General features: G+C 34.5%; 13 protein-coding genes and 1 pseudogene. 7 read left to right on the forward strand and 7 right to left on the reverse strand.

Annotation, left to right across the window (positions count from 1 at the left end):
• Nucleotides 1-297: 297 nt before the first annotated feature.
• A complete protein-coding gene (locus tag FW754_RS09790) occupies nucleotides 298-528 on the forward strand; it encodes a hypothetical protein (RefSeq protein WP_409510150.1) in 231 nt (76 codons plus the stop codon).
• A 90-nt stretch (nucleotides 529-618) separates the two neighbouring features.
• On the opposite strand, the gene metK is transcribed toward FW754_RS09790, so the two are convergent.
• Entirely contained in the window at nucleotides 619-1,785 is a 1,167-nt protein-coding gene (gene metK, locus FW754_RS09795; RefSeq protein ID WP_446324533.1) for a methionine adenosyltransferase, read from the reverse strand.
• 144 nt (nucleotides 1,786-1,929) lie between these two features.
• Complete coding sequence (locus FW754_RS09800; protein ID WP_446324534.1) at nucleotides 1,930-2,679, reverse strand: methyltransferase domain-containing protein; 750 nt, start codon at nucleotides 2,677-2,679, stop codon at nucleotides 1,930-1,932.
• A gap of 250 nt (nucleotides 2,680-2,929) precedes the next feature.
• Between FW754_RS09800 and tkt the strand changes: the two genes are divergently transcribed.
• From tkt to FW754_RS09815, 3 genes are all read left to right on the forward strand, one after another.
• Nucleotides 2,930-4,918, forward strand: a complete 1,989-nt coding sequence (gene tkt, locus FW754_RS09805; protein WP_446324535.1) for a transketolase — start codon at nucleotides 2,930-2,932, stop codon at nucleotides 4,916-4,918.
• A gap of 185 nt (nucleotides 4,919-5,103) precedes the next feature.
• Nucleotides 5,104-5,643 (forward strand): hypothetical protein, encoded by a 540-nt coding sequence (locus FW754_RS09810; RefSeq protein WP_446324536.1) that lies wholly within the window; start codon nucleotides 5,104-5,106, stop codon nucleotides 5,641-5,643.
• Between the two features lie 201 nt (nucleotides 5,644-5,844).
• On the forward strand, nucleotides 5,845-6,060 hold the full coding sequence (locus tag FW754_RS09815) for a hypothetical protein (protein ID WP_446324537.1): 216 nt from the start codon (nucleotides 5,845-5,847) through the stop codon (nucleotides 6,058-6,060).
• Nucleotides 6,061-6,239: 179 nt separating this feature from the next.
• Here FW754_RS09815 and FW754_RS09820 read toward each other — a convergent pair whose 3' ends face one another.
• Nucleotides 6,240-6,650, reverse strand: coding sequence for an OsmC family protein (locus FW754_RS09820; RefSeq protein ID WP_409510144.1), 411 nt, complete (start codon nucleotides 6,648-6,650; stop codon nucleotides 6,240-6,242).
• A gap of 305 nt (nucleotides 6,651-6,955) precedes the next feature.
• On the opposite strand from FW754_RS09820, the gene FW754_RS09825 reads away from it, so the two are divergent.
• Nucleotides 6,956-7,540, forward strand: a complete 585-nt coding sequence (locus FW754_RS09825; RefSeq protein ID WP_446324538.1) for a YceI family protein — start codon at nucleotides 6,956-6,958, stop codon at nucleotides 7,538-7,540.
• Between the two features lie 938 nt (nucleotides 7,541-8,478).
• Here the strand turns inward: FW754_RS09825 and FW754_RS09830 are convergent.
• The 3 genes from FW754_RS09830 to FW754_RS09840 all read right to left on the reverse strand — a co-directional run bounded on the left by FW754_RS09830 (nucleotide 8,479) and on the right by FW754_RS09840 (nucleotide 10,589).
• Nucleotides 8,479-9,108 carry a LysE family transporter gene (locus FW754_RS09830; protein WP_446324539.1) on the reverse strand — a complete coding sequence of 210 codons (630 nt, stop codon included), beginning with the start codon at nucleotides 9,106-9,108 and terminating at the stop codon, nucleotides 8,479-8,481.
• A gap of 65 nt (nucleotides 9,109-9,173) precedes the next feature.
• Nucleotides 9,174-9,887 (reverse strand): glutamine amidotransferase, encoded by a 714-nt coding sequence (locus FW754_RS09835; protein ID WP_446324540.1) that lies wholly within the window; start codon nucleotides 9,885-9,887, stop codon nucleotides 9,174-9,176.
• A 135-nt stretch (nucleotides 9,888-10,022) separates the two neighbouring features.
• Nucleotides 10,023-10,589, reverse strand: coding sequence for a TetR/AcrR family transcriptional regulator (locus FW754_RS09840; RefSeq protein ID WP_446324541.1), 567 nt, complete (start codon nucleotides 10,587-10,589; stop codon nucleotides 10,023-10,025).
• 172 nt (nucleotides 10,590-10,761) lie between these two features.
• Between FW754_RS09840 and FW754_RS09845 the strand changes: the two are divergent.
• Together FW754_RS09845 and FW754_RS09850 are read left to right on the forward strand one after the other, a co-directional pair.
• Nucleotides 10,762-11,520: pseudogene (locus tag FW754_RS09845) on the forward strand (SDR family oxidoreductase).
• A gap of 112 nt (nucleotides 11,521-11,632) precedes the next feature.
• Complete coding sequence (locus tag FW754_RS09850; protein WP_446324542.1) at nucleotides 11,633-12,223, forward strand: DsbA family protein; 591 nt, start codon at nucleotides 11,633-11,635, stop codon at nucleotides 12,221-12,223.
• Between the two features lie 388 nt (nucleotides 12,224-12,611).
• On the opposite strand, the gene FW754_RS09855 is transcribed toward FW754_RS09850, so the two are convergent.
• Nucleotides 12,612-13,523 carry an AEC family transporter gene (locus tag FW754_RS09855; RefSeq protein WP_446324543.1) on the reverse strand — a complete coding sequence of 304 codons (912 nt, stop codon included), beginning with the start codon at nucleotides 13,521-13,523 and terminating at the stop codon, nucleotides 12,612-12,614.
• Between the last annotated feature and the right edge of the window lie 20 nt (nucleotides 13,524-13,543).

The following is a 13,543-nucleotide window of genomic DNA, read 5'->3' on the forward strand; positions in this document are numbered from 1 at the left end:
CATAGAGAAGTATTTTGTAATATTCAGATAGGTTCTTGATGTTGATAATTTACACTTCCAAAAAATTTATACACATAAATAGATAATCTGTTACATTCAAGTTCTATGTTTTAACGAATTGAAATATATTTAAATTTTATTTTTTGACACAAATATCTATTAATTTAAGGGAACTGAAACATTTTTCATTTAATTTAGGCTTGAAATTATTGATTGTGTTCCTTAGTATGAATTTTATAAATATAAAACAAAGTATATGCAAATGGATGGCATGTACCAAAAATGAAGGAGTTTAAAATGTATACTTATAACTGCGCATGTTGTAATTCTGTTCTGACGTATCATGCGAAAGAATGTAATCACTGTGGTTCACATCATATTCGTAGTCCAATAAATAGTTGGATTTTCTGTATTTTCGCTTGTCTTGCAGTTGTCATTACATTGAAACTCGTACACATCTATACGCAAAGCCACCATGAAGTCCCTGTACAACAATCATTATTGGAAATTCTAAATAAAAATAAATAACGTAGATTTTTGTAGAGAATAGTTGATTGAATAAAAAACCCACATGATGTGGGTTTTTTAAATACTCGATGAGAAAGTTAACAGATTGGCTTATAGACCTGCAGAAGCTTTTAATGCTTCAACTTTGTCTATTTTTTCCCATGTAAATGCAGTGTCAGAACCTTCACGACCAAAGTGACCGTAAGCAGCCGTTTGTTGGTACATCGGCTGAATGAGATCAAGCATACGAGTAATACCGTATGGACGTAGATCAAAGTGTTCACGAACTAAAGCAATAATCAAATCTTCAGACACTTTTGCAGTGTTAAATGTATTAATTGAAATTGAAGTTGGCTCTGCAACACCAATAGCATAAGACACTTGAATTTCACATTTGTCTGCAAGACCTGCGGCAACAATGTTTTTCGCCACATAACGACCTGCATAAGCGGCAGAACGGTCAACTTTAGATGGATCTTTACCAGAAAAAGCTCCACCGCCGTGACGAGCCATACCGCCGTAAGTATCGACAATAATTTTACGACCTGTTAAACCACAGTCACCTACAGGGCCGCCAATGACGAACATACCTGTTGGATTAATGTGAAATTGAGTGCCAGCATGGAACATATCAGCAGGAATAACTTTTTTCACGATTTCTTCAATAATAGCTTCTTTGAGCTGTGATTGAGAAATAGAAGGATCATGTTGTGTAGACAAAACTACAGCATCAAGGCGAACAGGCTTACCATTTTCATAAGCAAAAGTGACCTGACTTTTTGCATCTGGGCGTAACCAAGCAAGTGTACCTTTTTTGCGAAGTTCAGCTTGTTTTTCCATTAAGCGGTGTGCATAAGAAATTGGTGCAGGCATTAATACATCAGTTTCACGGCTTGCATAGCCAAACATTAAACCTTGGTCACCAGCACCTTGATCTTCGGGTTTCTGGCGATCTACACCTTGTGCAATCTCAGGTGACTGTTTACCAATCATATTGAGAACCGCACAAGTCGAGCCATCAAAACCCAGATCAGAATGGTGATAACCAATACCATTTACGGTATTACGAACAATTGCTTCGAAGTCCACATTTGCAGTTGTAGTAATTTCACCCGCAAGAACAACAACCCCTGTTTTTACAAGCGTTTCACAAGCAACCCGTGCATATGGGTCTTCTTTTAAAATAGCATCCAAAATCGCGTCACTGATTTGATCCGCCATTTTGTCTGGGTGGCCTTCGCTTACTGATTCAGAAGTAAAAACACTGTACTCGCGCATGAATATCCTACGGGCATTATTTTTTCGATGCGTTATGTTACATCCACTTGCCAATAATCACTAGGCTATTGTTATGAAAAAATCAAATTAAACATACAATTTAATCTGATTCATTGTGATCATGGCATTTTTTGTCCTTATTTTTTAGCTTTCTGTGGATACATAACAAACAGGTACGAGTTCTTCACGGCGGACATCATCTACAGCAAGGGGATTATCTTTTTGGCTATCCCAAATATAAAGTTGATAGTGTTCAGGAAACATTTTTGAAGAATATAAATCAACTTTTGGAAAAAATTGACGATAACGATTGTAATAGTCTAAACCTGACATATGTGTCCAACGTGCATTGCCACTATAGTCATCTACGGTTTTTTCAGTAAAAACAGGCATAGGAATAATTGCGATCCCGTTGGGTTTTAATATTCTCCGCATTTCTGAAATGGCTTTAATATCATCAAATGGATAAAGCAAAATATGTGATGCGAAAACAATATTAAAACTTGCATCAGGAAAAGGAATATCGACAACGTCAAACTGAATATCGACATTGGTACGGAATTTATCAGCCGAAGTATAATTTTTAAATTTACTTTGAAAGTATTTTTGCAATGCTCGTTCAGGAGCAATGTGTAATATTTGAGCGTCAATATTTTCATATGAGTCAAAAAGTTGTTTGATAACAATATACTGTAGTCGAGCACGTTCATTTTCACCACATTTTGGGCATTTTGCATTCAATCTGCGTTTTTTATCCTTAAATGGACCTGTATATAAACAGATTGGGCAGGTGAATTTTTGCTTGTTCGGGTATAAAATTTTATAAAATGGTGCTCTTAAGCTTTTAATTTGTTGCTTCACTGACATGATTATTTTAGATTTTCCCTGTTGCAACAGTTTTTCCAAATCATATATGAAATATTTTTAACTTACATTTAAAAAAAATCATGAATGCAAAAAAACAACAAAGCGATAAAAATTGGGAAAATGATATTAATGTGCTAAATTTTCCATTTTTTTGAAACCTGAATGCATAAATATGTAGTTATGCCTTTACCCCGTCAGCTTTTTTTAAGACAATAGCACTAGCTTTTGAATTTTTATTCATCTTCCTCATATTTTCAAACTTATTGGACTCTGATCTATGACAACCCCGCTAAATGAACGTCGTGTTGCAAATGCAATTCGTGTATTGGCTATGGATGCTGTGCAAAAAGCAAACTCTGGACATCCAGGTGCTCCAATGGGGATGGCTGATATCGCTGATGTGGTATGGCGTGAGTTTATGAACCATAACCCGAACAATCCACAATGGGCAAACCGTGACCGTTTTGTATTGTCGAATGGTCATGGTTCAATGTTGCAATATGCGTTGTTACATTTGACAGGTTATGATCTTTCAATTGAAGATATTAAACAATTCCGTCAATTACATTCTAAAACACCAGGTCACCCAGAATTGGGTTATGCACCAGGTATTGAAACCACGACTGGTCCATTGGGTCAGGGTGTTGCAAACGCTGTTGGTTTTGCACTTGCTGAAAAAACTTTAGCTGCGCAATTCAACAAAGAAGATATTAAAGTTGTAGATCACTTCACTTACTGTTTCTTGGGTGATGGTTGTTTGATGGAAGGTATTTCCCATGAAGCATGTTCACTTGCAGGCACTTTAAATTTAGGGAAGCTTGTTGTTTATTATGATGATAACGGCATCTCAATTGATGGTGAAGTAGAAGGTTGGTTCTCTGACGATACAGAAGCTCGTTTCCATGCTTACGGTTGGCAAGTGCTTAAAGTTGATGGTCACGATGCTGATGCAATTCGTACCGCAACGGTTGTTGCACAAGCTGAAACAGCGAAACCAACACTGATTATGTGTAAAACCATTATCGGTTTAGGTTCACCAAACAAACAAGGCAAAGAAGATTGCCACGGTGCACCACTGGGTAATGATGAAATTGCATTGACTCGTCAAGCTTTGGGTTGGACAGATGAGCCATTCGTTATTCCTGCTGATATCTATGCAGCTTGGGATGCTAAAGTGAAAGGTACAGCTTCAGAAACAGCGTGGAATGAAACTTTTGCTGCCTATGCTGCAAAATATCCTACAGAAGCAGCTGAACTTAAACGCCGTTCTTCAGGTGATTTACCTGCGGACTTCGTAGCAAAAGCAGATGCGTATATTGCTGAAGTAAATGCTAAAGCTGAAACCATTGCAAGCCGTAAAGCAAGCCAAAATGCGATTCAAGCATTTGCTCCACAGCTTTCTGAAATTTTGGGTGGTTCTGCGGATCTTGCGGGTTCTAACCTAACACTTTGGAAAGGTGCAAAAGGCGTTGAATCTGATCCTGCGGGTAACTATGTTCACTATGGTGTGCGTGAGTTCGGTATGACTGCAATTGCCAATGGCGTTGCACTTCACGGTGGTTTCATTCCTTACGTTGCAACATTCCTGATGTTTATGGAATATGCGCGTAATGCGGTACGTATGTCTGCGTTGATGAAGCAACGTGTGATTCATGTATATACACATGACTCAATCGGTCTAGGTGAAGATGGTCCTACGCATCAGCCAATTGAACAAATTGCATCTTTACGTGGTACACCAAACTTAAACACTTGGCGTCCATGTGACACTGTAGAAGCATCTATTTCTTGGAAATCTGCATTGTTACGTTCAGAAGGTCCAACAGCGTTGATCTTCTCTCGTCAAAACTTACCATTCCAAACGCGTACAGATGCACAAATTGCTGATGTTGCTAAAGGTGGTTATGTTTTAGCGAAAGAAAAAGGTGAGTTAAAAGCCATTATTATTGCAACTGGTTCAGAAGTGTCATTGGCAATGGAAGCACATGCACAACTTGATGGTGTGCGTGTTGTGTCTATGCCATGTGCTGAAGAATTTGTTAAGCAAGATGTTGCATATCGTGAAGCTGTTCTTCCTGCACATATTCGTGCACGTGTTGCGGTTGAAGCTGCACATGTAGATTATTGGTGGAAGTTCGTTGGTTTAGACGGTAAAGTGATCGGTATGACTACTTATGGTGAGTCTGCACCTGCAAAAGATTTATATCAACACTTCGGTATTACCACTGAAGCGGTGATTGAAGCAGTTAAAGAAATTACAGCTTAATAATGATATTTAGTTGAAATAAAGAACGCTCCTGAAAATGGGGCGTTTTTTATTATTATTCTTTTTTGTGAAAAGGAAAGGGTAATTTGTATATACAAATTAGATATACAAAACATTACGGCTGAATCGTCATCGTATATTTAAAATAAAGACTGTATGTATTTAAAACTAAAAAGGAAACAATAATGAAATTATTTTCTAAAATTTGTGTTTTAGCATTATGTGTGGGTAATGGTGTAAATACCCAAGCTCAACAAAATAAAATGGATGAGCCTATTCGTGTAGATTGGGATGCGCAGGGTAAATTCGAAAATAAAATTAAGGAATTAACAGGTTTAGGCGAGTGGAGTTATTTGGAACTCTATATTGATCAGAATAATCGACAAGAAAGTATAAAGTTTTTGAGTAATAAGAATGTAAAAAACGATAGATTGATGATGAAATTTAATTGTATAGAACCTAATGCAAAGCCGAGTTTTTTGATTGAGGATAAGCGAGGACTAGATCGGTTGAGTTCAAATGACGAAAAAGAAATTGATATTCTACTTGATGGGAAAAGCTATAAAAATCCATTTATTCAAACATCAGACCAATTGGAGAAGTTTCAACAGGCTTTAATGACAGCGAAAATAATTCAATTTAATGCAGATACTTTTGGTTCGCCTTTTAAGTTTTCAAATCAAAATGCTGAAATAACGAATAAAAAAGTAAATTGTGAAACTTAATGCGCTAGGTCATCGAGATGAATAAACATGATTTTAATGAACGATAGGTTGATTCATACATATATCGAACGCATTAACAATAAAATGTATTGTCAAAAATGGACGGAAAAGGCTAGCAGTTTTTATTAAAAGGTATATAGTGTGCTCCTTAATTTGGTTTTGATTCCATATGGTTATTCATAAGCCATAAGTGAGGTAAATATGAGTCTTTATGAACAAGTGAGTGAAGAAATCATTTTGATGGATGTTGGTGAGCAAAAATGGATTGGGCAGGATTTGCCGATAGAATCTATGGTTGCTGTTGAATTGTTACTTCAGGATATGGCTGAAGACAAGCAAATTAAAATTCGCCGTAAGAACCACGAAAAGCAAACTGGTTTAAAGCAAATAGATCGAATTTTGGTTGAAAAGCTATAAGTTTTAAAGTATTAAAAAGCCTCGAAAGAGGCTTTAATCGTTTTGGTGTATTAAAATAGTATATGTATTCACTATTTTAAAATGTTCCTAATTTTAAAATGTCCCTACATGTTGTCAAAGGCGATTGATTATAGTTTGAATACGATTTTTTGCTTCTACAACCTTATATTTTTTAGACATTATTTTATGCTTAATTCCGTTTGAATCTGAATGTTTGATGTCAATAATTTATGCACAGGGCAACTTTCTGCAACTTTAAGTAAGCGCTTATACTGTTCCTCGGTAAAATCACCTTTTAAAGTAATTGTACGCACAATATTATTTTGACCTGCCTCAGGATCACCTGCAGGATTGAGTGCTAAATCGACCTGAATATGTTCAATTTTAATATCTTTATGATCTGCATACATTTCCAAAGTGACTGTGGTACATGCACCTAAAGCAGAAAGTAAAATCTGCATTGGATTTGGTGCCGTATCTGAGCCTCCTTTTTCAGCAGGTTCATCGGCATACCAAGTGTGACCTTGAGGATTGGTCAATGTAACACGGTAAGGCGTATGGTTACCTTCAACAAATGCACGATTGATCATAATATAATTTTCCCTTTTATTATCTGTGAGTGAGTCAAAATATTATGGCAGACTTCCACTGTTATTTTTTGTAGATTCTTTGTCGTTATGTTTGGCTTAATCGCTTTTTGATAGCTGTATAGAGATTATTTTTTGAAAATTATAATATAATAATCATATAGATAGGTGTTTTATTGTTCTGTTGGTTTTAAATAATAGAGTATTTTGTGTAATCGTTGCAATTATGCGACATATCGTTTTATGAATAAGAGTGCATTAAAATCATGAATGTATAAACTAAACATTATTCTAAGTGAGATAACAACATGAACTTCAAGTCTTTAGCATTAGGTTTAGCAGTCGCTTCTATCGCAACAATCAGTGTTGCAAAACCTGTAGATTACACCATTGACCCAACACATACAGCAACTGTATTTACTTGGAATCATTTTGGTTTCTCTACACCCTCTGCAAATTTTAGTGACATTCAAGGAATAATTTCAGTAGATAATGCAAAACCTGTAAACTCTGCTGTAAATGTAACGATTCCATTGTCTAGTTTGAATACAAATGTTAAAGCACTTGATGATCACTTGAAAAATGCTGATTTCTTTGATGCTGAAAAATATCCAAATATCACATTCAAAAGTACAAAAGTACAAGCACTAGGTCAAAACAAATACAAAATTACGGGTGATTTAACTGTAAAAAATGTGACTAAACCTGTCGTATTGGATGCTGTGTTAAACAAACAAGGTGTTCATCCTATGACTAAAGCTGAATCAATTGGCTTTAATGCAACGACTTCTTTTGATCGTTCAGCATTTGGTGTCGGAGCATATGTCCCAAATGTAGGTGATAAGATTACTGTAAATATTACAACTGAGGCTTCTGTTTCTGCTAAAAAGTGAATATATCAAAGACTTAATGTCTTAAATAACCGCCTATATGGGCGGTTTTCTTCATGTATAAGGGGCAAAATTCTTTTAATTTTTTCAGATTTTGCAGTAAAATTGCTATTATAAAAAATATCTGCACCAAAAATACCATAAAACTATCGAATCCTATTAAGCGTGGCTCTAGATAGCGTATCATACCGTTAATTTTCAAAATCAAAGATAATTATCAACAAAATTATTGTTTGGTAATTTAGTTAGTTTGTTAATGATTTTAAGTTATTGATTGTATTTAAAAAACTACCAGATGGTAGTTTTTTAAATACAATCAATTAAAAATAATATAGATCACAAATGAGAGAAAAAATAAACCAATTAATATTAAAATATATACAGGTATCCTTCGGTTTGTTTTAACTTGCTCAGACCTTTCTTGATAGTGCTTCCCGTTTTTAAGGGTAATCATATTAACCTCCAAAATTTAATGAAGCTTTTATATATAATGCGCTTATATTTTAACCATATTGTATATATATGTAGTTAAATGGTTAAGTTAATAAGTTTTAATTATTAACATAAAATCATAAGCCATTGATATAGATATTTTAACCTACAAGATATTGTAAAATTACATAATATATATCAAATATTTGCATCTTAAACGAGTGTAAATTAAAAATTGGAAGTAGCTATAAATAAAAAATAAATCTATTTTCTACTTTTTAAACTTATAGATAAGTTATTTTAAAAAATTAAATATCAATACAACCTAAGTACTTAATTTGAATTAATTTAATTAATATGCTGAATGTAGGTGATACAAAATAAGTATTTGTTGCTAATGCAAAATAATATCTACGTAGGCAGAAAGAGAAGCCAATTTATCTTTAAAAATAAAAAGCACCGTTAATCGGGTGCTTTTTTATGGCATTTGTTTTATAAATTGAACCTGTTTACTCACGACCTAAAATAAGATAACAACCAAAACTAATAAAAATTCCACCTGTAACACCATCAATCCATTTTGCAAATTGTTGATAATATTGAGTCATTTTATACCATGAGAAAAATACAGCAACTAAAGAAAACCACAATAAACTTTCAATCCAAATTAGACCCAATAGGGAGGTTTGTGCACTGAGTGGTGCATCCGATTGAATAGCTAAAGCAAATACACTACTAAAATAAACCAAAGCTTTTGGATTTGCCATATTGGTAAAAAAGCCTTGGAATAATAACGATAAATGCGATTTATCCAAGTGTGCTTCGGTTTGTATTTGGCTACCTGTGTTGTTCTTTGTTTTCAAGGATGACTTAAGCATTTGCCAACCTAAATAAAGCAAATATAGACCACCACAAACCATAAGTACGTGTTGTAACCATGCAATTTTTTGAAATAGAAAATGTAGACCACTAATGGCTAAAATTGCCCAAACTAAAATACTCAGGGAAATACCTAAAGCAGCAAAAAGTGCATGAGTGCGAGATTGACGGATTGCACTTTGGGTAACGAAGAAAAAGTCAGGACCCGGACTGATAAGTGCAAAAAAATGAATCAGTGCAATACTGAGTAAAGCGGTCATAATCTTTCCTTTATAAGATATATAAGTAATGGATTAAATTAAAAAATATTTTGACAAAATACTAATTAAATCAATTTTTGCATGAAATTTTGTAGGACTTCTGAAGCAACTTGTTCAAGTGTAGGTGCAAATTTTTGATTATATTCACGTAAAACAGGAATATCAATTTTAGCTTTGCGTAATTCAGCTGTATGTCCAATCAGCCATTTTTCTAAGCTATCATTGAGTACTTCTGGGTGAAATTGAACTGCTAAAACATGAGTACCAATACTAAAAGCTTGATGCGGGTAAATGTCTGAACTTGCAAGTAATGTTGCTTGATTAGGAAGATCAAAAGTATCACCATGCCAATGTAGTACTTTAATGTCATTTAAAGATTGTAATGGATTATTATCAACATCAGCTAATTGTAATTTAGACCAACCAATTTCTTTTTGATGCCCCGGATAAACTTTAGCGCCACTTGCATGGGCAATCAGTTGAGCGCCTAAACAAATGCCAAAAGTAGGTAGTTTTTTTTCTAAACGTTGCTGCAGATGAATAATTTCATCGTTTAGAAAAGGATAATCTTCTGTTTCATAAACACCAATCGGTCCACCTAAAATAATAACTAAACCTGTATATTCAAAAGCTTGTTTTAAGTCATCGACACCTGCTTCAAAATAACGAACTCGAAACCCCGCTTGGTATAGCGTATCTTCAAAACTGCCTAGATCTTCAAAAGCCAAATGTTGAATCGCGTAAACGGTTTTAGGGAAATCTGTTGGAAGGGAGATCATGGTTTTGAACGCATTAGGCTAAATTTGACGCTTTAATGTAGCTTAATTATGCTGAAATTTAAATCTAAAAAACGTGGAAAATGCATGATTTTAAGCAATTCTAGGTCAGGCCGTGAAAAAGATTGAATACCTGCATTAAGCAACAGTTTCGAGACAAGATAAAATTAATGCTTTACTTGAGGTTAAAATCGTCTGTTTAAGATTCTCATCGGCAATACTTCGAGCCATTATAATTGCTCCAATCAATTGACACAAAACAGCCCATGCTTTTTCTTCACTGCCTAAATGATGCTTAAAAATTTGCTGACCACGCATTAATTCAGCTTGATACGTTTGTTTCAGTTGCAGGTCTGAACGAGCAACCTCACTTGCAAGCGCAGGTAATACACAGCCATAGGCAGGACGTTCAACATGGGAAAGCGATAAATAGCGATTCAGCTCAAATTCAATCCATTGTTCAGCATCTTCAAAAGGGTTGTCTTGCCACATTTGAATACTGTTTTGTAGTTCATTTTCAAGTAAGGCTTTAAATAGGTCATTTTTGGATGAAAAATGTGAATAGAATGCGCCACTTGTAACACCAGATGCTTTCATAAAAGCATCGATACCAGTAGCAGCAAAGCCATTTTTTTTGGCAATTTGCCCACTAATATGCAGTAATTCTTTTCTTCTTTGTTCTTTATAGCCTGTTTTATAGCGCATAAAGTATTCGCCTTTGAAAATATGATGACAATTATGGTGATTCTTTATACTTGACCTCTTGTCAAAATTATAACATAGTCATCGTTATAGTAACGATCGTTATCCAATAAGCATTCAAAAAGGAAGAATAATGAGTGATATAAATGATCTGTCATCATCAGAAGATACATTACTGAAAAATTTTGAATTTAAGACCAGTAATTCTGAAGGAAAGAAAGTGGCTTTAGTGATTGGCGCAGGAGATGCGACAGGTGGTGCAATTGCCAAACGCTTTGCTCAAGGAGGGTATATCAGTTGTATGACACGGCGAAGTGTAGAAAAACTACAACCTTTAATTGCTGAAATTAAGCAAGCTGGTGGACAGGCATATGGTTTCGCATCTGATGCACGTAAAGAAGAAGATGTGATGGTGTTGATTGAAAACATATAAGCGAATATTGGTGAAATTGATGTTTTAGTTTTCAATATTGGTGCGAATGTGCCATGTAGTATTTTAGAAGAAACTGCGCGTAAGTATTTTAAAATTTGGGAAATGGCATGCTTTGCGGCTTTTCTAACGGGTCGCGAAGTTGCGAAGCGGATGGTTACTCGTGAACGAGGCACGATTATTTTTACAGGTGCGACAGCAGGAATACGTGGTAGTGCTTATTTTGCTTCATTTGCGGGTGCAAAACATGCACTACGCGCATTGGCACAAAGTATGGCACGTGAATTGGGTCCTCGAAATATTCATGTAGCGCATGTGGTAGTCGATGGTGCAATTGATACTGATTTTATTAAAAATACTTTTCCTACAATGTATGAGAAAAAAGATCAAGACGGTATTTTGAACCCTGAACATATTGCGGAAAACTATTGGCATTTGGCGCAACAGCCGCGTGATGCATGGACACATGAATTAGATTTACGTCCTTGGATGGAAAAGTGGTAATTGTAAAAGGTAAATTGTTTAAATACTTAAAATATAGTTACTAATTAAAAGTAAGTTTTATAATATTTAAAACAATTCGGCAAATATTAATCACACAAGGAATGTATAAAGAATGAAACAGGTTGAATTTTATTTTGATTTAGGCAGCCCTTATAGCTATTTAGGATTTTTTCAAATTCAAAAAATTGCACAACAGCATCAGGCAGAAGTAATTTGGAAACCGATGTTATTGGGCGGTGTATTCAAAGCCACAGGGAATAATAGCCCGATGATGGTACCTGCGAAAGCAGCATATTCAATGAAAGATATGGCACGTTGGGCAAAGTATTGGCATATTCCCGTACAAATGAACCCATATTTTCCGATCAATACATTACAGTTAATGCGCTTAATTACTGCTGTACAATTACATCAACCTGAAGATTTTGTGCGTATTTTGGCGGGTTTATTTAATGCGATGTTTGGCGAGCCAAAAAACTTAAATGATATGAATGAATTGATACAAGTCATGACTTCGTTGGGTTTGAATGTGGAACAGGTTCAAGCATGGCTCAATGATGAAGGTGTAAAAGCACAGCTTAAAAAAGTTACGGAAGAAGCCATTCAACGTGGTGTATTTGGTGCGCCAACATGGTTTGTTGGTGATGAGATGTTTTGGGGTGTCGACCATTTACACTTTATTGAAACAGCATTGAGTGAATAATTTAATGTTGTGTATAGTGTTTTGATTTAAAAACTCTGATTTATTCAGGGTTTTTAAATACTAAATGTAAGCGTGCTTCTGATCATAGAAAATCGTTTATATTTAAAATATGATTTGCTTATTTTTCTTATCTGTACTTATTTGTCTAATGCTTCATTCAAAATGGCAAAGCAAAAATACCAATATAATTTTTCATTGTTCTTGGTGATGATTTCTAGTTTTTTAATAAATATTTCTTTTCTTATTATGAGTCATGATCTTGGTTTAAATTTCGGTATTTCAATATTTTTTCTGATCTTGTTTAATGTTTTTGTTCCTTTTTTTGCGGTTAGAAAAGCGTATTATATAAGTAAAAATGATTGCTGATAATATCAGATAAAAAAGGATATTAAGGCTGATGTAATAATGACAAAATGAGTGCCAAACTAAAAATAGATAGAATCGTTTGCAGGCTAATCACAGATGCCATGAGTTGATAATTACCTTTTAATAGCTTTGTTAGAATATAAGCTGAAGAGGCTGTGGGAATAGCAAAGAAAATCATAATGGCAACAATGGCTTCATCATTTAAATTAAATAATTGAATCAATAACCATGCGATACATGGAATGAGAAGGAGTCTTAAAAAACTAATCATCAGTGATTGAGCTAAATATTCCTTCATGCCTTTAAGCTGAATTGCAGTTCCGACACAAAGTAAACCAAGCATCAAACTACTATTTGAAAAGGCATTGAGTAAACTTGTAAATCCATTCCAAATTGGAATATTTAGAACATTAAATGTAATACCGAGTAAACATGAACTAATCAGCGGATTTTTGATTAAAGATAAAAAGATATTTTTAATCTTAAGTTGGTTTTTAGGTGTTAATGATAATATTGAAACAACGTTGACGAATGGAATGGCAATTGCCAAGATATTGACTAAAATACTTTTAATTTCAGGGTTATTTAAAGTAGCAGCTATCGATAAACCAATATAAGTATTGAAACGAATCAAACTTTGAATATATACGCCTATTTCTGCAACAGGGCTTTTCTTGATGAATGCAAATGCATAAACACTACCAATCACAATAGCCATCATTGAAAAAATAACGATGAATATGGAGTCGAGATGCCCCATATTGATATCGGCATGTGCAAGAGAGCTAAATAATAACGATGGAAATAAAATATAGTAATTGAGCTTTTCTGCACCATTCCAAAATTTTTCATCGAGCATACGAGAATGAAATAAATAAAATCCTAGACCAATCAAGGCAATTGATGGAAATAGGATGTTGATCATTTCTAGCATTGTTGACTCAATATCTAACT

Source organism: Acinetobacter sp. 1207_04, assembly GCF_052850415.1.